Source organism: Streptomyces sp. NPDC002144 (assembly GCF_053593695.1).
This window is the reverse complement of the sequence record NZ_JBSFDB010000007.1, coordinates 338,885-359,168: the sequence shown is the minus strand read 5'-3', so window position 1 is coordinate 359,168 and position 20,284 is coordinate 338,885. Positions and strand designations below refer to the sequence as shown.

The 20,284-nt window shown below is 70.3% G+C and carries 21 protein-coding genes and 1 tRNA gene; 10 read left to right on the top strand and 12 right to left on the bottom strand.

Annotated features, from left to right (window positions below; genetic code table 11):
* Positions 1-149: 149 nt before the first annotated feature.
* From ACWCQ1_RS14045 to phoU, 3 genes are all read right to left on the bottom strand, one after another.
* Entirely contained in the window at positions 150-398 is a 249-nt protein-coding gene (locus ACWCQ1_RS14045) for an SCO4226 family nickel-binding protein (protein ID WP_133045703.1), read from the bottom strand.
* 152 nt (positions 399-550) lie between these two features.
* On the bottom strand, positions 551-703 hold the full coding sequence (locus tag ACWCQ1_RS14040) for a hypothetical protein (RefSeq protein WP_356770727.1): 153 nt from the start codon (positions 701-703) through the stop codon (positions 551-553).
* Positions 704-1,044: 341 nt separating this feature from the next.
* Positions 1,045-1,746 carry a phosphate signaling complex protein PhoU gene (gene phoU / locus ACWCQ1_RS14035; protein WP_133045702.1) on the bottom strand — a complete coding sequence of 234 codons (702 nt, stop codon included), beginning with the start codon at positions 1,744-1,746 and terminating at the stop codon, positions 1,045-1,047.
* A 223-nt stretch (positions 1,747-1,969) separates the two neighbouring features.
* On the opposite strand from phoU, the gene ACWCQ1_RS14030 reads away from it, so the two are divergent.
* The 3 genes from ACWCQ1_RS14030 to ACWCQ1_RS14020 are packed head-to-tail and all read left to right on the top strand — an operon-like array spanning position 1,970 to position 4,108.
* On the top strand, positions 1,970-3,235 hold the full coding sequence (locus ACWCQ1_RS14030; protein WP_133045701.1) for a sensor histidine kinase: 1,266 nt from the start codon (positions 1,970-1,972) through the stop codon (positions 3,233-3,235).
* Entirely contained in the window at positions 3,232-3,912 is a 681-nt protein-coding gene (locus ACWCQ1_RS14025) for a response regulator transcription factor (RefSeq protein WP_007382946.1), read from the top strand. The genes ACWCQ1_RS14030 and ACWCQ1_RS14025 overlap by 4 nt, the downstream gene beginning before the upstream one ends.
* A 13-nt stretch (positions 3,913-3,925) precedes the next feature.
* The gene (locus ACWCQ1_RS14020; protein WP_451026566.1) at positions 3,926-4,108 is read left to right on the top strand and encodes a winged helix-turn-helix domain-containing protein; all 183 of its coding nucleotides are present in this window, start codon (positions 3,926-3,928) and stop codon (positions 4,106-4,108) included.
* 114 nt (positions 4,109-4,222) lie between these two features.
* Here ACWCQ1_RS14020 and ACWCQ1_RS14015 read toward each other — a convergent pair whose 3' ends face one another.
* The gene (locus tag ACWCQ1_RS14015; RefSeq protein ID WP_451026565.1) at positions 4,223-4,879 is read right to left on the bottom strand and encodes a DUF461 domain-containing protein; all 657 of its coding nucleotides are present in this window, start codon (positions 4,877-4,879) and stop codon (positions 4,223-4,225) included.
* Positions 4,880-5,457: 578 nt separating this feature from the next.
* On the opposite strand from ACWCQ1_RS14015, the gene ACWCQ1_RS14010 reads away from it, so the two are divergent.
* The 6 genes from ACWCQ1_RS14010 to ACWCQ1_RS13985 all read left to right on the top strand — a co-directional run bounded on the left by ACWCQ1_RS14010 (position 5,458) and on the right by ACWCQ1_RS13985 (position 11,918).
* Complete coding sequence (locus tag ACWCQ1_RS14010; protein WP_003953493.1) at positions 5,458-5,940, top strand: CarD family transcriptional regulator; 483 nt, start codon at positions 5,458-5,460, stop codon at positions 5,938-5,940.
* Between the two features lie 297 nt (positions 5,941-6,237).
* The gene (ispD, locus tag ACWCQ1_RS14005) at positions 6,238-6,990 is read left to right on the top strand and encodes a 2-C-methyl-D-erythritol 4-phosphate cytidylyltransferase (protein ID WP_133045699.1); all 753 of its coding nucleotides are present in this window, start codon (positions 6,238-6,240) and stop codon (positions 6,988-6,990) included.
* Positions 6,980-7,477, top strand: a complete 498-nt coding sequence (gene ispF, locus ACWCQ1_RS14000) for a 2-C-methyl-D-erythritol 2,4-cyclodiphosphate synthase (protein ID WP_133045698.1) — start codon at positions 6,980-6,982, stop codon at positions 7,475-7,477. Before ispD ends, ispF begins: the two co-directional genes overlap by 11 nt.
* A 69-nt stretch (positions 7,478-7,546) precedes the next feature.
* Positions 7,547-8,944, top strand: coding sequence for a cysteine--tRNA ligase (gene cysS / locus ACWCQ1_RS13995; RefSeq protein WP_358592244.1), 1,398 nt, complete (start codon positions 7,547-7,549; stop codon positions 8,942-8,944).
* A 98-nt stretch (positions 8,945-9,042) separates the two neighbouring features.
* Complete coding sequence (gene rlmB / locus ACWCQ1_RS13990; RefSeq protein ID WP_451026564.1) at positions 9,043-9,984, top strand: 23S rRNA (guanosine(2251)-2'-O)-methyltransferase RlmB; 942 nt, start codon at positions 9,043-9,045, stop codon at positions 9,982-9,984.
* Between the two features lie 317 nt (positions 9,985-10,301).
* The gene (locus ACWCQ1_RS13985) at positions 10,302-11,918 is read left to right on the top strand and encodes a DoxX family protein (protein ID WP_358592249.1); all 1,617 of its coding nucleotides are present in this window, start codon (positions 10,302-10,304) and stop codon (positions 11,916-11,918) included.
* 145 nt (positions 11,919-12,063) lie between these two features.
* On the opposite strand, the gene ACWCQ1_RS13980 is transcribed toward ACWCQ1_RS13985, so the two are convergent.
* From ACWCQ1_RS13980 to ACWCQ1_RS13970, 3 genes are all read right to left on the bottom strand, one after another.
* On the bottom strand, positions 12,064-12,795 hold the full coding sequence (locus ACWCQ1_RS13980; RefSeq protein ID WP_358592251.1) for a nucleotidyltransferase family protein: 732 nt from the start codon (positions 12,793-12,795) through the stop codon (positions 12,064-12,066).
* A gap of 979 nt (positions 12,796-13,774) precedes the next feature.
* Positions 13,775-14,230 (bottom strand): hypothetical protein, encoded by a 456-nt coding sequence (locus ACWCQ1_RS13975; RefSeq protein ID WP_358592253.1) that lies wholly within the window; start codon positions 14,228-14,230, stop codon positions 13,775-13,777.
* A gap of 267 nt (positions 14,231-14,497) precedes the next feature.
* Positions 14,498-15,634: an ABC transporter ATP-binding protein gene (locus ACWCQ1_RS13970; RefSeq protein ID WP_133045692.1), complete on the bottom strand. Its 1,137-nt coding sequence runs from the start codon at positions 15,632-15,634 to the stop codon at positions 14,498-14,500.
* A 217-nt stretch (positions 15,635-15,851) separates the two neighbouring features.
* On the opposite strand from ACWCQ1_RS13970, the gene ACWCQ1_RS13965 reads away from it, so the two are divergent.
* Positions 15,852-15,925: transfer RNA gene (locus tag ACWCQ1_RS13965), tRNA-Thr, on the top strand.
* A 45-nt stretch (positions 15,926-15,970) separates the two neighbouring features.
* Here ACWCQ1_RS13965 and ACWCQ1_RS13960 read toward each other — a convergent pair.
* From ACWCQ1_RS13960 to ACWCQ1_RS13940, 5 genes are all read right to left on the bottom strand, one after another.
* Positions 15,971-17,347 carry a tyrosine-type recombinase/integrase gene (locus ACWCQ1_RS13960; RefSeq protein ID WP_451026570.1) on the bottom strand — a complete coding sequence of 459 codons (1,377 nt, stop codon included), beginning with the start codon at positions 17,345-17,347 and terminating at the stop codon, positions 15,971-15,973.
* Between the two features lie 92 nt (positions 17,348-17,439).
* Entirely contained in the window at positions 17,440-17,643 is a 204-nt protein-coding gene (locus ACWCQ1_RS13955; protein WP_030939233.1) for a helix-turn-helix domain-containing protein, read from the bottom strand.
* A 137-nt stretch (positions 17,644-17,780) separates the two neighbouring features.
* Positions 17,781-19,031: a DUF3631 domain-containing protein gene (locus ACWCQ1_RS13950; protein WP_451026563.1), complete on the bottom strand. Its 1,251-nt coding sequence runs from the start codon at positions 19,029-19,031 to the stop codon at positions 17,781-17,783.
* Positions 19,028-19,375, bottom strand: a complete 348-nt coding sequence (locus ACWCQ1_RS13945; protein ID WP_451026562.1) for a hypothetical protein — start codon at positions 19,373-19,375, stop codon at positions 19,028-19,030. Before ACWCQ1_RS13945 ends, ACWCQ1_RS13950 begins: the two co-directional genes overlap by 4 nt.
* Positions 19,372-20,253 (bottom strand): bifunctional DNA primase/polymerase, encoded by an 882-nt coding sequence (locus ACWCQ1_RS13940; protein ID WP_451026561.1) that lies wholly within the window; start codon positions 20,251-20,253, stop codon positions 19,372-19,374. Before ACWCQ1_RS13940 ends, ACWCQ1_RS13945 begins: the two co-directional genes overlap by 4 nt.
* Positions 20,254-20,284: the final 31 nt, after the last annotated feature.

Below are 20,284 nucleotides of genomic sequence, written 5' to 3'. Positions count from 1 at the left end.
CAAAAACCGGGCGGTCGAAACCCAGGGCAAGAAGAAGTAGGTTTCATGATCATGCCTCCCACCTGCGCGTACGGCGCGGGAGGGAGGCATTTTCACGGTCGGGCCCACGGTGGAACCTCAGTGCCGCCCGCGTCTCTGGATTCCCGGCCTCATACCGTCAGCGGTACGGGGACCACCTCGTCCGCCTTGTGGCCGGCGCGTTCGTGGATGCGTTGGACCGCTTCCGCGGAGGGGGCCTCGGAGAGGCAGTAGACCGTGCCGGACTCCGGGTCCGCCCAGGCCTGTTCGAAGTGGACGTCCTCGTCCTTCTCTATGGCGAGATCCGCCTGGTGCGCCTCACGCAGTTGGTCCGCCGTGATGCCCTTCATCCCGTGGTGCACGTCCATGTACTTGGCCATGGCTCCGCACCTCCTTCCCGCCTGTTCCTTCATCCATGCTGCGCCCGTACGGCGGGAGGGGCGACCGGGCCGGAGTGTCGTCCGGGGCGTGGAGCGGTCATGACGCGGGCCCCGGTGCGCTGGGGCACCGGGGCCTGCGTGGACGTACGCTCTCAGCCGCACTGGCAGGGGCTGCCCGACTGGCACCCGCAGCCGCAGCCCGAGCCGCAGCCGCACGCACCGACGAGCGGGAGGCTCTTGATGTCGGCGGGCTGCTCCGTCTCGCGCTCCTGCGTCGGGTCGGGCGTGGTAGGGGCTTCGGCCATGGGTCCTCCTGGAGGCTCGGGCCTGGGCAGGACTGCTGCCTCACCCATTGCATGCCCACCGCGGCGGTCGCATCAACGGCGCACGGAGGCGCCGCCACGCCCCTCGAAGCCCCCGCACTCCGCCGAACACCGCCGCTTACGCCCCCTTGGTGAGACGGTGCGACGGCTGATGGGTGGGCTGCCGCACACCCCCGGCAGCGGCAGCATCCGCGGTGATCGCGCAAGCCCGATGCCCACCGATGAGAACGGTTGCATGAGGCCCACGCACGACGACCGCAAGCCGGCGGCCAGGTCCTGGTCCCGGGGATCGGTTCCCGAGACCTGCCGCCGGCCGGGTTCGACTACGCCCCCTCGACCCCCGCCACCGGCTGGATCTCCGGCTGGATGTCGGTCTGGAGTTCGTCGGCGTGTTCGCCTGTGACCAGGAACACCACGCGCTTGGCGACCGCCACCGCGTGGTCGGCGAAGCGCTCGTAGTAGCGGCCGAGGAGGGTGACGTCCACCGCCGTCTCGATGCCGTGCTTCCAGCGGTCGTCCAGCAGGTGCTGGAAGAGCGTGCGGTGCAGGAGGTCCATCTCGTCGTCGTCCTGCTCCAGCTGCATCGCCAGGTCGACGTCCTTGGTGATGATCACCTCGGCCGCCTTCGCCATCAGCCGCTGCGCGAGCTGGCCCATCTCCAGGATGGTCGCGTGCAGGTCGTGCGGGATCGCCCGCTCCGGGAAACGCAGCCGGGCGAGCTTCGCCACGTGCTGGGCCAGATCGCCCGAGCGCTCGAGGTCCGCGGACATCCTCAGCGAGGTCACGACGATCCGCAGGTCAGTCGCCACCGGCTGCTGACGGGCGAGCAGGGCTATGGCCCGTGCCTCCAGGTCGTGCTGCAGTTCGTCGATCTTCTGGTCGCCCTCGATCACGCTCTCGGCCAGCTTCAGGTCACCGTCGAGGATCGCGGTCGTGGCGCGCCCGATCGCCGACCCGACCAGCCGGGCCATGTCCACCAGACCGTCACCGATCGAGTCAAGTTCCTCGTGGTACGCGTCCCGCATCAGGGGTCCCTCTCTTACGTCTGCCTCGGGGATTCCGGGGATGAGAACCGGCCGCGAAACCGGTCCTGTGAACCCCACGCTCCCACGATCCGGCCTGAACGCGTCGGTTTCCGTCCCCTCAAATGAACCATCCCTGGCTCCAAGGTGAACTCTGGGCGACGAGTGTTCGAGCTCGCACCTCGACGGCTGTGGGGATGTCGTACCCCCTGCTTAACCTGTTTGCATGGACGTGAACGCGGCGGTCGCCGCAGCGGCAGCGATCGCCGGGGTGCTCACCGGTGTCATCGCCATGCTGGCGTTCCGCTGGAGCGAGCGGGAGCAGAAGCGCCCCACCCGCACCTCCCTGCACACCGACCCGGTGCTTCCGCCGGGTGTGGACACGGTCCTGTCGGTGCTCCGGTCCTCGGCCGTCGTGCTGGACGAGGCGGACACCGTGGTCAAGGCCAGCTCCGCGGCGTACGCCCTGGGACTGGTGCGCGGCGGCCGGCTCTCCGTCGAGCCGATGCTGCGGATGGCCAGGGACACCCGCAGGGACGGGGAGATACGGCAGGTGGAGCTGGATCTGCCCCGGCGCGGCACCGGACGTGGCGAGGCGCTGGCGGTCTCCGCGCGCGTGGCGCCCCTCGGGTCGCGGCTGGTGCTGCTCCTGGTCGAGGACCTGACCGAGGCCCGGCGGATCGAGGCGGTGCGGCGGGACTTCGTCGCGAACGTCAGCCATGAGCTGAAGACACCGGTCGGCGCGCTCTCCCTGCTGTCCGAGGCCGTCATGGACGCCTCCGACGACCCGGAGGCCGTCGAGCGCTTCGCCGGACGCATGCAGATAGAGGCCACCCGGCTGACCAACCTGGTGCAGGAGCTCATCGACCTGTCGAGAGTGCAGAACGACGACCCGCTCGAGGACGCCGAGCCGGTGCGGGTGGACGAACTGGTCGCCGAGGCCATCGACCGCTGCCGCCACCAGGCCGGCACCAAGCAGATCACCATGGCCGCGGGCGGCACCGCCGACCTGCATGTGTGGGGCAACCGCGGCCAGCTCGCGGCCGCGCTCGGCAACCTCGTCGAGAACGCCGTCAACTACTCGCCGGCCCGCACCCGCGTGGGCATAGCCGCCCGCCGGGTGACCGCGCCCGGCGGTGACCTGATCGAGGTCGCCGTGACCGACCAGGGAATCGGTATCTCCGAGAAGGACAAGGAGCGCGTCTTCGAGCGCTTCTACCGCGTGGACCCCGCTCGCTCCCGTGCCACCGGTGGTACGGGCCTGGGGCTCGCGATCGTCAAGCACGTGGCCGCCTCGCACGGCGGGGAGGTCACGGTGTGGAGTGCCGAAGGCCAGGGCTCCACGTTCACTCTGAGGCTGCCGGAGGCGGGTGCGGCCCGTGACCGCGCCCAGCAGCACCCCGATCTCGACGACCTCGACGACGAGGCCGGCGAATCCACCCCCCAGTCATCCCCGTACGAACCGCTTCCCGCCCCGGAGGTCCTTCCGTGACCCGAGTGCTTGTCGTCGAGGACGAGGAGTCCTTCTCCGACGCCCTGTCGTACATGCTCCGCAAGGAGGGCTTCGAGGTCGCCATCGCGGCCACGGGCCCCGACGGCCTCGACGAGTTCGAGCGCAACGGCGCCGACCTCGTCCTCCTCGACCTGATGCTGCCGGGTCTGCCCGGTACGGAGGTGTGCCGCCAGCTGCGTGGCCGCTCCAACGTCCCGGTGATCATGGTGACCGCCAAGGACAGTGAGATCGACAAGGTCGTCGGCCTGGAGATAGGAGCCGATGACTATGTCACCAAGCCCTTCTCGTCGCGTGAGCTCGTCGCCCGTATCCGGGCCGTCCTGCGCCGCCGCGGCGAGCCCGAGGAGGTCACCCCGGCCGCCCTGGAGGCCGGTCCGGTCCGGATGGACGTGGACCGCCATGTGGTCACGGTCTCCGGCTCCAAGGTCGACCTGCCCCTCAAGGAGTTCGACCTGCTCGAGATGCTGCTGCGCAACGCCGGCCGCGTCCTGACCCGTATGCAGCTGATCGACCGCGTGTGGGGCGCCGACTACGTGGGCGACACCAAGACCCTCGACGTCCACGTCAAGCGCCTGCGCGCCAAGATCGAGCCCGACCCGGGCGCGCCGCGGTATCTGGTGACGGTGCGGGGCTTGGGCTACAAGTTCGAGCCCTAGAAGGCGCCTGGCGGTGAGTCGACGGACGGAGTCCGGCGCAGCAGCCCGAAGCCCGCGTAGCGGTGCGAGGGGTGCGTGGGGGATTGGGTCCCTCGACGTCCACGTCAAGCGCCTGCGCGCCAAGATCGAGCCCGACCCGGGCGCGCCGCGGTATCTGGTGACGGTGCGGGGCTTGGGCTACAAGTTCGAGCCCTAAACCTTCGAGCCGTAAACCGCCGTACGCACGCCGAAGGGCGGGACCTTCCGGTGATTCCCGGTGAGGTCCCGCCCTTCGTTCGTACGGCTACCCGACGGCTGCTCGTACGACCGCTCAGTGCCCGGTGGCCGTCGCGCTCGCGGAGGCCGCGCTGGTGGGGTTGGTCGTGGGCGGCTTCGTCGACGTCGAGGCGGACGGGTTCGGGGACGCCGTCGTGCTCTTGGTCGGCTTCGGGCTGGCGGACGGCGTGGCCGTCGGAACCGCGCTGGGGCCCCACTTGGTGAAGTAGCTCGCCGCCGGGACCACGAAGGCGCGCAGGCTCACGTCACCGGCCTGGCTGAAGGTGAAGGTGACCTTGCGGACGCTGCCGTCCTGGACGGCCTCGCGCCCGTTGGGGAGGGAGGCGCTGGCGTTGCCCTTGCCGCCGATCACCAGCGAGCCGTGCGCCGGGACGACGAGCTTGCCGCTGCCCTTGGCCGGCCTGACCTCGGCGGTCTGGTTGACGTTCGGGAGGGTGATGGAGTCCACGGTCTGCGCGGTGTCCCCGTTGTTGAAGAGGGTCGCCGAGATCACGGCGGGACCGGTCGCCTGGATGTCGGGCTGGGTGATGACCAGCGCGTTCTGGATCTTGATGTCGCCGACCGTGACGGCCGCGTTGTCCGGCTTGACCTGCAAGGTCTGGGCGTCGCTGCCCGCGGCGCACGCGGAGAGCGAGGCGATCGAGACTGCGATGGCGGCGGCGAGAGCGCCGCGTCGAAGGCTGCTGCTCACGGCGGCGGCAACTCCTTGACTCGAGCGTGGCGACCATAAAGCCGCCCTAAGTGACTGTCAGCGGCCTTAGGTTACCGAGCCGTTCCCACGCCACCGCACCCGACCCTCCCCCAAGCCCTCCGCTTCCCTCGGCAGGCGGTAGTCGGGGAGCTCGTCCGGCATTCACATAACCCGGTCCGGCAAACCCCGGGCACGGGCGCGCAAATTTTGCGTGAAGGAATGCGGAGCCGTTCCCGGAAATGGATCACCGGGCGCCCCGCCGACCCCCTGTGATCAATTCCGGAATCGATACGGAAGCGACCCACGCCACCGAACGGAGTAGCGGAAGTCGCACATCCGGAACCGGACATATGCGGACGTTCGCCCGCTTGGAGGGGGCTCCGGACGTGTGTAACGTACGCGTTTCACCTCGGCCGGAGAGCCGCTCCGACCTGCGAATACCTTCTTCCACTGGGTGGGCGAAGCACGTTCCTGTTGCTGTTGTCAAGCCCCGAGATATGCCCTGACCTGCGAAAACGCCATTCAGAACCGCCGGTTTCCGTGTTACCCTGGATAGCCACGGAAGGGGTACCTGTCACATGACGTTCAAGGTTGGCGACACCGTGGTCTATCCCCATCACGGGGCCGCGCTGATCGAGGCCATCGAAACTCGCCAGATCAAAGGCGTGGACAAGACCTACTTGGTGCTGAAGGTCGCCCAGGGTGACCTGACGGTACGTGTGCCAGCGGACAATGCGGAGTTCGTCGGCGTACGTGATGTGGTCGGTCAGGACGGGCTGGACCGGGTCTTCGAGGTGCTGCGCGCGCCGTACGCCGAGGAGCCCACGAACTGGTCGCGTCGATACAAGGCAAACCTGGAGAAGCTCGCCTCCGGCGATGTCATCAAGGTCGCGGAAGTCGTGCGTGACCTGTGGCGTCGTGAGCGCGAGCGCGGACTCTCCGCCGGTGAGAAGCGCATGCTCGCCAAGGCCCGCCAGATCCTGGTGAGCGAGCTCGCCCTCGCGGAGAACACGAACGAGGACAAGGCCGAGGCGCTGCTCGACGAGGTCCTCGCGTCCTGAACGACTGACGCAGGCGCGCCGGCCCGCTTCAGCACTCAGTACATCGAAATGCCGCGGTGCCCGATGACATCTCCATTGTCGCCGGGCGCTGCGGCATGTTCGTAGGCGGCAAGCTCCCCGGAGCGACTTCGGACGCCGTACGTACGTAAACCTCGGGGGATTCCCCCGATACTTGGCGTGCCGGGCCCGGGCAGCAGGCTCGACCAGTGTCACGGAAGGGTCCGGTCAAGGCGTCGCGCCCGGCACTTCCCAGGCCATACCCACCTAGGTCGAGCACACAAACCTTGACAGGAACCGATGTCTGACGAATCGCGCCCTTCGCCCACGGAGGCCCGCACCGCGGCCGTGATTCCGGCCGCCGGCCGGGGCGTACGCCTCGGTCCGGGCGCCCCCAAGGCGCTCCGTGCGCTGGGCGGCACACCCATGCTCATCCACGCGGTGCGGGCGATGGCCGCCTCCCGCGCGGTCTCCCTGGTCGTCGTCGTGGCCCCGCCCGAGGGCGCCTCCGAGGTCAAGTCCCTCCTCGACGCCCACGCGCTGCCCGAGCGGACGGACTTCCTGGTGGTCCCCGGCGGTGACTCCCGCCAGGAGTCCGTGCGGCTCGGTCTCGACGCGCTCCCGCCGGAGTACGACATCGTGCTGGTCCACGACGCCGCCCGGCCGCTGGTGCCGGTCGACACGGTGGACGCGGTGATCGAGGCGGTACGGGACGGCGCCCCCGCCGTCGTGCCGGCGCTGCCGCTCGCCGACACCGTCAAGGAGGTCGAGCCCGCGCCGGTCGCCGGGGACCCGGAGCCCGTCGTGGCCACCCCGGTCCGCGCGCGGCTGCGGGCCGTGCAGACACCGCAGGGCTTCGACCGGGCCACGCTGGTCCGGGCCCACGAGGAGGTCACCGAGGACGTCACCGACGACGCGAGCATGGTCGAGCGGCTCGGGAACACGGTGCTCCTCGTCCCCGGGCACGAGGAGGCCTTCAAGGTCACCCGGCCCCTGGACCTGGTCCTCGCGGAGGCGGTCCTGGCCCGCAGGAGGCTGAACGATGGCTTCTGAGACCTTTCCGGTGCTGCCCCAGGTAGGCATCGGCACCGACATCCACGCCTTCGAGGAGGGCCGCGAGCTGTGGTGCGCCGGCCTGAAGTGGGAGGGCGAGGGGACGGGCCTGGCCGGCCACTCCGACGCGGACGTCGTCGCGCACGCCGCGTGCAACGCGCTGTTCTCCGCCGCCGGGCTCGGTGACCTGGGGCAGCACTTCGGCACCGGCCGCCCCGAGTGGTCGGGCGCGTCCGGGGTGACCCTGCTGACGGAGGCCGCCCGCATCGTGCGCGAGGCCGGCTTCCGCATCGGCAACATCGCCGTACAGGTCGTGGGCCCCCGCCCGAAGATCGGCAAGCGGCGCGACGAGGCGCAGAAGATCCTGTCGGAGGCGGCCGGAGCCCCGGTGTCGGTGTCGGGGGCGACCACGGACGGCCTCGGATTCCCCGGTCGGGGCGAAGGGCTCATGGCGGTGGCGACGGCACTGGTGGTGCGGGAGGGGTGAACAGGGTGCGGGAGGGGTAAACAAAGGGACTGCTCCACGCACCCCCTTCGGCCCACTACCCTAGGTCTCGTGACGATTCGCCTGTACGACACCAGCGCCCGGCAGATCCGTGACTTCGCCCCGATCAAGCCGGGCTGTGTCTCGATCTACCTCTGTGGTGCCACCGTGCAGGCCGCACCGCACATCGGGCACATCCGCTCGGGCCTCAACTTCGACATCATGCGCCGCTGGTTCGAGTACCGCGGCTACGACGTGACGTTCATCAGGAACGTCACGGACATCGACGACAAGATCATCGCCAAGAGCCACGAGCAGAACCGCCCGTGGTGGTCGATCGGCTACGAGAACGAGCGGGCGTTCAACGACGGCTACACCGCGCTCGGCTGCCTGCCGCCCACGTACGAACCGCGGGCGACCGGACACGTGACCGAGATGGTCGAGATGATGCAGCGGCTCATCGAGCGCGGTCACGCCTACGAGGCGGACGGCAACGTCTACTTCGACGTGCGGTCCTTCCCGCAGTATCTGGAGCTGTCCCGGCAGGAGCTGGACAACCTGCTCCAGCCCTCGGGCGAGGGCGAGACCGGCAAGCGGGACCCGCGCGACTTCGCCATGTGGAAGACGGCGAAGCCGGGTGAGCCGACCTGGCCGACGCCCTGGGGGCCGGGCCGTCCCGGCTGGCACCTGGAGTGCTCGGCGATGGCGCACAAGTATCTCGGGAGCGCCTTCGACATCCACGGCGGCGGCATCGACCTGATCTTCCCCCACCACGAGAACGAGATCGCCCAGGCCAAGGCCTACGGCGACGAGTTCGCGCGGTACTGGCTGCACAACGCCTGGGTGACCATCGCCGGCGAGAAGATGGCCAAGTCGCTCGGCAACTCCGTGCTGGTCTCCGAGATGACCAAGCGCTGGCGGCCCATCGTGCTGCGCTACTACCTCGGCACCCCGCACTACCGCTCGATGATCGAGTACAGCGAGGACGCGGTGCGCGAGGCCGAGTCGGCGTTCGCGCGGATCGAGGGCTTCATCCAGCGGGTCGTCGAGAAGACCGGTCCCGTCGAGCCGTCCGCCGAGGTCCCGCCCGCCTTCGCCGAGGCGATGGACGACGACCTGGGCGTCCCTCAGGCGCTCGCCGTGGTGCACACCACCGTCCGGCAGGGCAACTCCGCCCTCGCCGCCGACGACAAGGAAGCCGCCGTGGCCCGCCTCGCCGAGGTCCGCGCCATGCTCGGCGTCCTCGGCCTGGACCCGCTCGACCCGCACTGGGCCGGCGAGACCGACCGCGGCGAGGACCTGCACGGTGTCGTCGACACCCTGGTCCGTATGGTCCTCGACCAGCGCGAGGCCGCCCGGTCCCGCAAGGACTGGGCCACCGCGGACGCCATCCGCGACCAGCTCGGCCAGTCGGGACTGTCGATCGAGGACAGCCCGCAGGGCCCGCGCTGGAGCCTCGGCCCGCGCTGAGTCCGGGGCGCCGAGCAAAAGATCGATTGTGCCGTCCGGCCCTCCGGGCGGCACACTTCATAGACGTACGTACGACTTTCACGACAGACAGGTAGGTCATGGCCGCGAACAACCGCCGCATGTCCGGCAAGAAGGGCGCGCAGGTCGGCAGTGGCGGCCAGCGTCGCAGGGGCCTCGAGGGCAAGGGTCCGACCCCGCCCGCCGAGATGCGCAAGGGCCACAAGAAGAACCGCATCGCCACGGCCAAGGCGAAGCAGACCGCGCGCCGTCCCGCGCCCCGCGGGCGTGGCGGCAAGTCGTCCTCCGAACTGGTCGTCGGCCGCAACCCGGTGGTCGAGGCGCTGCGCGAGGGCGTACCGGCCTCCACCCTCTACGTCCAGCAGTTCATCGACAACGACGAGCGCGTGCGCGAGGCCCTGCAGCTCGCCGCCGAGCGCGGTGGCATCAACCTCATGGAGGCCCCGCGCCCCGAGCTCGACCGCATGACCAACGGGCTCAACCACCAGGGGCTCGTGCTCCAGGTCCCGCCCTACGAGTACGCCCACCCCGAGGACCTGGCGGAGGCCGCCTACGACGAGGGCGAGGACCCGCTGATCGTCGCGCTCGACGGGGTCACCGACCCGCGCAACCTCGGCGCCGTCGTCCGGTCCGTCTCCGCGTTCGGCGGCCACGGTGTCGTCGTACCCGAGCGGCGCGCGGCCGGGATGACCGCCGGCGCGTGGAAGACGTCGGCCGGTACGGCCGCCCGTACGCCGGTCGCCCGCGCCACGAACCTGACCCGCGCCCTGGAGGCGTACAAGAAGGCGGGCATCGTGATCGTCGGCCTCGCCGCCGACGGCGAGCACGAGATCGGCGAACTGGAGGCCCTCCAGGGCCCGGTCGTGATCGTGGTCGGCAGCGAGGGCAAGGGCCTGTCCCGACTGGTCGGCGAAACCTGCGACTTCCGGGTGCGGATCCCGATGCCGGGTGGGGCGGAGTCGCTCAACGCCGGTGTTGCGGCGGGGATCGTGCTGTACGAGGCGGCGCGTCGGCGGATTTGACCGCGATCGGCGTGGGCGGGCGGGGCTCGCCGGTCGGAGGCCGGCGAAGCCGTGCGCGGCGCGCAGCCGCGAGGGCGGCAGACGGGCGGGGTCCTGCGACTTCCGGGTGCGGAACCTGATGCCGGATGGGGCGGAGTCGCTCAACGCCGGTGTGGCCGCGGGGGATCGTGCTGTACGGGGCGGCGCGCCGGCGGGGCTGAACACGCGTGCCCGTCCTCACCCGTGCGGGTCAATCTGGGCGTGTGGGACAAGCTTGACGGGGTCCGGACACATCCGGCGGGTCAAAGCAGTGTCCTAAGCACACGTCACTCGGTTAGATGAGTGTGGACACCAGAACACCCCGCACACCCACGGGGGACCGCTCGTCGGGATTCGATTCCGGATTCGACGACGCTCCCGCGCTGAGCATGGTGAAGGTGCCGAGCGATCCGGCGCAGATCATCGTCAATCACGCCAGCTTCCGCGTGCAGCTCGGCGCGTCGACGCGCGCCCAATCTCCGCGGATCGCACGGCACTTGAGCGTCGGCGAGGACACGACCCGGATGCCCGCGGGCGGCACGCCGGCGGCCCGCCGCCGGCCGGTCGTGTGGAGCGGCAGGTCCGCTCCCGACGACACCGGCGCCCACCGCCTGCTCCAGGCCGTGCGGGCCGGCGTCCGGCGCGACGAGGACCCCTCCGCCGACGCCGGCGCCACCCAGGTCATCCCGCGCCTCGAGACCGGCCCCACGTACGACGAGATCTACGACGGGCTGGACCAGACCGTCGAGACCCCGATGGTCGGCGCCCAGCGCAGCTACGAGGACACGGGCGGCACCCGCCTGCTGCCCCACATGCGCACGGTGGGCAGCGCCTACGACGAGGAACCCCCGTACGGGGACGGGGACTTCGAGCCGGAGGAGACCGAGGAGCAGCGTTCCCAGCGGCACGGCGACGACCCGGCCCGGCACGCGTACTACCCGGGCCGCCGTATGAACCTGGGCGTGGTCCTCCTCCCGCTGCGCATCTTCCTCGGCTTCATCTCGATCTACGCCGGCATGGGCAAGCTGTGCGACCCCGTCTACTTCGACGGCGGCAAGCGCGGCTCCATGGTGAAGTGGCTCAACACCCTGCACCCCTGGGAAGTCGCCGAGCCCCTGCGCCAGTTCGCCCTGCACCACCCCGTCGGCTCGGGTCTGGTCATCGCCTTCGCGCAGGTGATCGTCGGCGTGCTGACGGTCCTCGGCTGCTGGCAGCGGGTGGCCGCCGTCCTCGGCGCCCTGCTCTCGGCCGCGCTCATCGTCACCGTCAGCTGGAAGACCGTCCCCGCCTACGACGCCCCCGACATCATCTATCTCGCCGCCTGGTCCCCGCTGATCATCGCCGGCGCCCCCGTCTACTCCGTCGACGGCCGTCTCGCCGGCAGCGCCTGGCGCCGTCTCGGACCCCGCTCCGACATCTGGGAGCTGCGCCGTTACGTCCTGCGCCGTGGCGCGCTCGTCACGGCCATCACGGTCGGACTGACGCTCCTCATCGGCTCTCTGCTCGGCGGCGCGGTACGTGACGCCGGCCGGGTGGTCGTGCCGGGCCCCGGTGAGGCGCCGCGCAACCAGCTGCCGGGCTCCCCGCTCCCGCAGGAGCCGGGCAAGCGGCACCGGCAGTCGCCGTCCGCCTCCCACTCGCCCACCCACGGCGCGACCAGCCGGTCCACGCCGTCGGGCGCGGCGACGACTCCGAGCAGTACAGCGACGGGCGGTGCCCCCAGCCAGACCCAGGGCACGGCGGGCCAGACCACGCCCCACCACTCCGCCCCCTCCGGCGGCGGCGCCCCCAGCACCAGCTCCGGCCCCACGTCGGGCGGTTCGACGGGCGGCGGCACCGGCTCCAGCAGCGGCACCGGCACCGGCTCCGGAGGCTCCTCCGGCCAACCGGGCCTGGTCGGCGGCCTGTTGGGGTAACCAGGCCGGTGGGCGACATTTTGGGCGGGCCCACCGGCTGAACCTCTTGGCCCACTACGAAGGGGTCCCGCACAGCTGACTGTGCGGGACCCCTCGGTCGTACGGCGGCGGGATCCTTGGCGTCGTACGGGGGGGGGACGCCTTCTCAGCGTCCCAGGGTGGCCAGTTCCTTCGCCGCCTCTGTCAGGTCCTTCGCCGTGTCGATGGCCCGCCAGTAGGAGCCCTGGGGGATCGGGAAGCCCGCCAGGCGCAGTTCCCGGGCCAGGTGGGGGAAGGTCGTCCGCTCGTGGTCCCCGCGCTCCGGCAGCAGTTCGGCGAACTCCGGCGAGAAGACGTACACGCCCGCGTTGATCTCGAACGTGGAGGGCGGGGCCTCGATGAAGTCCGTGATGTGTCCGAAGCCGTCCGTCTGCACCGCGCCCCAGGGGATGCGCGGACGCGCCAGGGCCAGTGTGGCCACCGCGTCCCGCTCGGTGTGGAAGTCGGCCATGTCCCGCAGGGAGAAGCGGGTCCAGATGTCGCCGTTGGTGGCGTACCAGGGCTTGTCGGGGTGGGGGAGATGCGCGGCGGCGTACTTCAGGCCGCCACCGCGGCCGAGCGGCTCGCTCTCCACGACCGTCGTCACCCGCACCGGGAGATCCGCCGACTTCAGCCAGTTCTCCAGCACCTCGGCGAGGTGCCCGCAGCTGACGACGACGTCCGTGACGCCCTCCTCGGCCAGCCAGACGAGCTGATGGCCGATGATCGGCGTCCCCGTGCCGGGGATCTCGACCATCGGCTTGGGCCGGTCGTCGGTGTACGGACGCAGCCGCGAGCCCTGGCCTCCGGCCAGGACGACGGCTTGAACGGGGCGGGAAGCGGCGTTCGGATGGGTCATGCCCGCACTTTACGGGGCCTCCGGGGCACGTCCGACGCCGGGAACCGTTCCTTAATCACCCGTTACCCTCCCCCGAACCCGCCCGAGACGCGCCGGGCCAACGCGTGCCCGACGGGCACGGACCCGGCGCGCAGGAATGCCGCGGGCGTGAACCCGGGCGAGCGCGGGACCGGCTGGTGCGGGGTCGGGTGGTCCGGAACGTCCCGACAGTTCCTCGACCACAACCGGCCAGCGCGGGATCGGCGGACCGGACCGGCTGGCGCAGGCGCACCCGATCAGCCCCCCGGACCAGCTCCCCCGACACGCGAATGCCGGCGCGCGACCGGGCGGGCGCGGGACCGGCTGGTGCGGGTCGGCGGACGGGAACGGCCCGACCGGTCCCGCGACCAGAACCGGTTGACGCGGGGGCGGCGGACGGGGACCGCTTGGCGCGGGACCCGCGGTCCGGGACCGCCCGGACCGGAACCGGGCGGGCGCGAATGCTGCGGCGCGAACCCAGCGGGCGCGGGACCCGGTGGCGCGGGGTCGGCTGGCGCGGGGTCGGCGGTCCGGAACGGCCCGACTGGGCCCGCGACCACAACCGGCCAGCGCGGGATCGGCGGACCGGACCGGCTGGCGCAGGCGCACCCGATCAGCCCCCCGGACCAGCTCCCCCGACCAGAACCGGCGGGCGCGGGACCTGTGGGCGCGAACTCGGCGGACGCGAATGCTGGCGCGCGATCCAGGCTGGCGCGGGACCGGCTGGTGCGGGGTCAGCGGACCGGAACGGCCCGACCGGTCCCGCGACCAGGGCCGGTTGGCGCTGGGTCCGTGGTCCGGGGTCGGCCGGACAGGCCCCCCGGCCGGAGCCGGTGGGCAGGGTGTCGTGGGCGTGGACCCGGCGGGCGTCGGAGCACCCGGTCAGCCCCCTGACAAGCCCCCCGACCAGCCCCGACCAGAGCCGGTGGGTGTGGGGCCGGGTGGGTGGGGGTTGGGGGGCTCAGCTCTGTGCTGCTGCGACGCCTGTTGCGAAGGACGTGTCGCAGACCGGGCGGGCATAGGACTGCGCCCTCACCGGGCCGTACATCCGGGCCGCGGCGCGGCCCAGGGCGCGGGCGATGGAGTAGCAGTGCCCGGCGAGCGAGGGACGCCCGTTCACGGCCTCCTGGAGGTGCGTGAGGACCACGCCCGGGTTCCTGTCCTGCAGCTCGGCCAGGAGCTGGTCTCGCAGCACGTCCTGCGGGGCCCGGTGAACCGGTGCGGCGCCCTTGGCGTCGTCGATCGCGTCGGAGGCGGTGAGCACCGAGCCGGACGGGCTTCCCGACCAGTTGACCCGGGTGACCGCGAGGGTCCCGGACAGCACCAGAAGGACGGGCAGGACGAGGGCGAGGGTGCGGCCGACCCGGCGGGCGGGGCCCTGGCCGCGTCGCGTCTGAGGGTTAGTGGAGTGCTTCACGCGAGTGAGGGTAGCGTTCGGTACTGATTTGGCGACATTTAGTCACCGGTTCGGGGGATGAATTGGTGGCTCGTTCCGGGTACGGCGTTGACGTACACCGCTCGAAATGACCGGTCTGCCGGGGTATTTGTCGACAACGGGAAAGGCCCCGCAGCAGGTTGCGGGGCCTTTCGCGTCAACCTGGGTGAATTCACCCGGGCTGGTGGTTTTGCCTGGCGTCAGCCGTGTCGACCGAGTCAGCCGAGTCAGTCAGCCGTGTCGGCCCTCTCAGTCGGAGAGGCGCTCGCCCGTGGAGGTCGAGAACACGTGGGTCTCGCCCGGCCGCGGCACGACGTGCAGCGTGGAGCCCTTCTCCGGCACCCGTCGGCCCTCGACGCGGACGACGAGGTCCTTGGTGGTGCCGCCGACCTCGGCGGAGCCGTAGACGTAGCCGTCGGCGCCGAGCTCCTCGACGACGTTCACGGAGACCGCGAGACCGGCCGGCTTGTCCTCGGTGTCCTTCGACAGGGCGTTGGCGGCGCCGCCGTTCTCCTCGACGATGTCGAAGTGCTCGGGGCGGACGCCGACGGTGACCGTCTTGTCGCCCTTGTCCGTCGCGGCCTTCAGCGCCTCACGGTTGACCGGGACGACGCTGTTGCCGAACTTCACACCGCCGTCGGTGATCGGGACCTCGACCAGGTTCATGGCCGGGGAGCCGATGAAGCCGGCGACGAAGAGGTTGGCCGGGCGGTCGTACATGTTGCGCGGGGAGTCGACCTGCTGGAGCAGACCGTCCTTGAGGACGGCCACACGGTCGCCCATCGTCATGGCCTCGACCTGGTCGTGGGTGACGTAGACGGTGGTGATGCCGAGACGGCGCTGCAACGAGGCGATCTGCGTACGGGTCGACACACGGAGCTTGGCGTCGAGGTTGGACAGCGGCTCGTCCATGAGGAAGACCTGCGGCTCACGCACGATGGCGCGGCCCATCGCGACACGCTGGCGCTGACCACCGGAGAGGGCCTTCGGCTTGCGGTCCAGGTACTCGGTGAGGTCGAGGATCTTCGCGGCCTCCTCGACCTTCTTGCGGATCTCCGCCTTGTTGACGCCGGCGATCTTCAGGGCGAAGCCCATGTTGTCGGCGACGCTCATGTGCGGGTACAGCGCGTAGTTCTGGAACACCATGGCGATGTCCCGGTCCTTCGGCGGCAGGTGCGTGACGTCGCGGTCACCGATGCGGATGGCGCCGGCGTTCACGTCCTCGAGCCCGGCGAGCATGCGGAGCGAGGTGGACTTGCCGCAGCCGGACGGGCCGACCAGAACGAGGAACTCGCCGTCCTCGATCTCGATGTTCAGGCCGTCAACGGCGGGCTTCTCGGAACCCGGGTAGATCCGGGTCGCCTTGTCGAACGAGACAGTGGCCATGGTGAAAGGGCCCCCTTCTACCGGCAGGAACGTGCCGGACGATCCGTTGTAGGAAGGTGGTGGTGTAGTCCACGAGGGTGAACTGGCACAGGACGGTACCTGCCGTTCGCCCGTATGTCAGTACCTGGCGGCATGTGAACTTCGCGGAAATTTTCGACAGGGGGCGCCTGTGGCCTGGGTACACTGCACGGGCACGCCCGTGATCGCACGGACGCAGGCCTCCTTAGCTCAGCTGGCCAGAGCAACGCACTTGTAATGCGTAGGTCGTCGGTTCGAATCCGACAGGGGGCTCTCTCCGAGCCCAGCCCAGACAGTGTCTGAGCTGGGCTTTTTTGTTCAGCGGATGCGCCGGCGGCGCCGCGCGCGTGCGGCTCGACTGTCCGTGGTCTCATTTCTGGTCTCAATTGACGGTTCGGGCTGCCCCTCCGGGGTCGGCATGAACGCGTCGCCCATGCGGCGCATGGCGTCCTTCGACAGGTGGGGCCTGCCCTTGACGTACCGCCGGGTCTGGCTGATCTGGGTGTGGCGCAGGATCTCCATGATCGTGGGCATGTCGACCCCGAGTTCATTCAGGATCGTGCCAGCGGTGTGACGGCTGCCGTCGTACAGGCGGCGGTCGTCGATCCCGGCTTCCGCCAGTAGCTCCTTGAACTCTGCCCAGTCCTGGCGGGGGTCCAGCGGACGGCCGTCCGGGCGGGTGAAGACGAGAGACTGCTCCTGCCAGAGTTCCCCGGCTGCGGCTCGCATTTCCTCCTGCTGTGCTTTGTGTGCCAGCAGGTACGGGATGAACGGCGGGGGGATCGGCACGGCGTTACGGCTCTTCTTGGTCTTGGGACGGGTAAACGTCAGCCCACCGCCCTTCCGGTCAGGGCATGCGCGGGCGTGCTTCGTGCAGTCCTTCGGGCACGGCTTCGGGCATCCCCGCTTGTAGCCCTTGTGAGCCGTGCAGTTGGGCGGGCACGGCTCGAAGTGGTGGAACTTGGCACCACAGGCGTGCGGGTCCTCGCAGCCGTGCCGCCATGTGAGGCGTTGGAGCTGCCATTGGGGGTGGAACAGCTCGTTGTCGAGGTCGACGTATGGCCACCTCAGGCCCAGCGTCTCGCCCTGCCGGAAGCCCATGCCCACACCGACGCACCAGCGCATGAAGGTAGGGCGCTTGGCGGCGGCCTCCAGGAACGCCTTGGCCTCCTCTGTCGTGAACGGATTCGCCTCGATCTCGTCGACAGTGGGCGGGTCCACGAGGGTGGCTACGTTTTCGGCGATGAGGCGCCGGCGGTGGGCGATCTTCAGGGCACGCGACACGATGCGGTGCACCTTCAGCACGTGGGATGGCGCGTGCCCCTCGTCGAGCATGGCGCGGTACATCCGTTCCAGGTGCTCCGGTTGCAGCTTGTCGAGCCGGTGCTTGCCGATGCCCGGGATGATGTCGTTCCTGGTCTTGGACCAGTAGTCGTCCAGGGAACGCGGCTTGAGCTTCAGGGACGCGATGTCGGTGAGATAGGTGGTCATCCAATTCTCGACGGTCGGTGTGCGGCCGGCCTTGGGGGCCCGTCCCCTGTCCCGGAGATCTTCCAACTCGCGCACCTTGCGCTTGATCTCGGTTTCCGTCCTGGCTCGGCGGTGGCGGCGGTCGGGGCTGCCGTCGTCTTTGACGCCCATCGTGACGCGGCCGTGCCACCAACCGTCTTTGCCCAGGTAGATGGTCGATTCCATATTCGACTTCTTGGGGCGGGGGCTCAAAGTCTTCCTCCATGCAAAAGACGCCCCCGGACGCGTTGTCCGGGGGCGCCTGGTCTGTGTCCTGGTCAGTTGGGCAGCGGGGCCAGGCCGGCCACGTAGGTTTCGAGGTCCGTGCGCCGTATCCGGCGGCAGCGGCCCAACTTGATGTAGGTCAGAACTCCATCCGCCATCAGCTCGTAGAGGGTCGAACGGCCGATGGCGAGTGCTTCGGCGGCCTCTTCCGGCGTGTAGAGAAGCCGGTCGACAGGCGCAGCGGTCGCTGTGCTCATCCGAGTTTTCTCCTCGGGTCGTGACTGTCCGGGCACGATCCTTCTGCCAGAGCCGCTACATCCGCTACATCCGCTACAGCGCAGGTCAAGGGCCTGTTTGGTGTAGCGGATGGGCGGGGTGTAGCGGATAGGCGGTGCTACGCCGTGCGGTCGGCGGTAGCGGCTTGCGGGGTGATGTAGCGGATGCCGGGAAGCTCTTCCGCTACGGATTCACCCTCGCTGACCTGCGGCGTAGCGGATGTAGCGGATGTAGCGGATTTCTCCGGGGGTGGGGGGCAGTAGCGCAGCCACGCATCCGCGAGATCTTCCGCGTAGTAGCCCCTGGGTACTCCCTGCGCCGTGCGAATGGGCCGGGGCCGGATCGGCTCGTTGTTCGCGGTGACGTACTCCCCGAGCATCTTCGACAGCATCCGGGCGTTCAGGGGCTTGCCGTTGCCGTCCATGTCGGTCCACGGGGCGTCGTCGATCCGGTGCAGAACTTCGAGGATCACAGCCGTGGGCATGCGCTCGGCTCCGCAGAACACTTTGTCTCGCAGGTCGGTGAGCAGTCGGATGCCGACGGAGGAACCGCTGCCCTCCCCGGCGGCGCGGACCAGTTCCAGGCAGGCGGCGCGGGCTCGTTCGGGCCAGTGCCCGCCCGCCGCATCGGCGACGGCGAGCAGGGGCTCCCATACGTCGGCGGGCCGGTCGGAAACGCCTTCGGGCATCTCCGGCCAGGCGTGGGCGACTTCGTCCCGTACGGTGTCGGCCCAGTCGGCGAGCCGGTCCCGCAGGGCGTGGCCCTGCTTCTCGTGGACGCGCCGGCGGTAGGGTTCGGCCTTCTCGTTCGGGGCCTTCTTGCGCATGCGGATGATGACCGAGCGGGTCAGGATCGTGTCCGGCAGGGAGCCGAGCCCGGCCATGGCGACGGCGCAGAACGAGGAGAACCACTCGGTGTTCTGGTTGGAGCCGTCGCCGACGCAGCGCAGGGACTTGGCGCCGCGCCGGTAGCCGGAGTTGAGGAAGCCGCGGACTTCCTCGTTGCCGCCTGCCTTGGGCCCGAAGACGGTGTCGATCTCGTCGAAGAGGAGAGTGGGGGTTCCTCCCTCGGCTTCTACGAGCCGGAACAGTGCGTTGGCGGAGGCGTTGACGGTGGTGGCCGCACGGGGGGTGAGGGTTTCCACGATCTCCAGCGCGCGGGACTTGCCCGACCCGGGTTCGGGGGAGAGGAACGCGAGGCGGGCGGTGCCGTCGAACGCGTCGATCAGGTGGGCGTGCGCGTCCCACAACGTGACGGCGACGTACGCGGCCTCTCGGGGAAAGACGTTGAAGCGTCGGTGGAACGCTTCGACCTCGTCGAGCAGGGCCGCGCCATCGATGGACGGCGCGGGCGGGTTGGTACTGGTCATGCGGCGTTCCTCCTTTCCTGGGTGGTGCGCAGCGGGCATGTGGTGCGGTGGGTTTCGTGGTCGGCGATCAGGGCGTGGACCTTGCGGTGGCCGACGGCGCTGCGATCCCGGCCGCAAAGGCACGTCGACGTGGCGGTCGGGGTGGCGCCGCGGAATGCGCGGATGGTCAGCCAGGCCACGGGGAAGCGGCCGTCACCGGCAACCGGGCCGTTAAGGTTCCGACTGGGGGAAAGAGCAGAAAGGACGCCTTCGGCGTCGCTCTTTCGGCCGCATTCCTCGCGACCCACAGGGCCGCGTGGGGCGGTGTGAAGCCCGTTCGGGGCCGGGTCGGGGTGGTGGGTCATACGGCCCGCCTACTGCCTTCTGCGAGGCCGTTGGTGACCGCGCGGCGGGCGTAGTCGGCGGGGACACCGACGGAGATGGCGGCTTCCACGATGTGCTCTGCCAGGACGTCGAGGGCGCAGGGGCCGGGGCAGGCGGTGTGCTGTGCGGCGAGGAAGCGGGCGACGCCGAATGCCTGGGAGCCAGCGCCGGATTCGGTGTGCTCGCGGATCTTGGCGAGGCCGCGTTCCAGTCCTGTGCGCACGTAGGCGTCGGTGTGGCGGCAGCCGGTGGCCACCGTCCGGTCCCACACGGCGCGCTCGCGGACGGAAGAGGCCACCCCGCCGCCCGGGGGCGGGGTGGCCTCTTTCCGTGCCGACAGGGCGCGCACGGCATCGGGCAGGGCGGTCATGCGTCCGGTGCCGGGGCCGAGCCAGCGGGCGTACTGGCTGCGGGATTTGATGTCGATGCCAGCGAGGACGGCGTTGCTGGAGGGCATGGTGCCCCGGTAGATCCAGTGCTGTCCGCGGGTGGTCGTCACGGTCCGGGTGGCGGGCAGGTTGCGCTGTGCCCAGGCGACGGCGTCGGGGGTGTCGAGGTCGACGACGGTCAGCCGGGCTCCGCCGGGGTGGTAGCCCACTGCCACGGCTTCGCGCCAGGCCGGTGCCCACGCGGGCGAGGTGATGACGGTGGGGTCGGTGGTGGCGGCGGCCCAGGCGTGGCAGGGGGCCGGGCAGGTGCAGGGGCCGGACGTTTTCATGTTCGGTCGGCCGCCGCAGGCGTTGCGGGTGCAGGCGGGGCAGTTGCCGACGGGCACCTTGCCGTGTCGCAGGGGCAGGACGGGCACGCCGGAGGCGGCGAGTGTGAGAGCCACTCGCAGTGGAGCGGTGGGTTGGGTCATGCTGGGGTTCTCCGGTTTGTGTTGGAAGTGG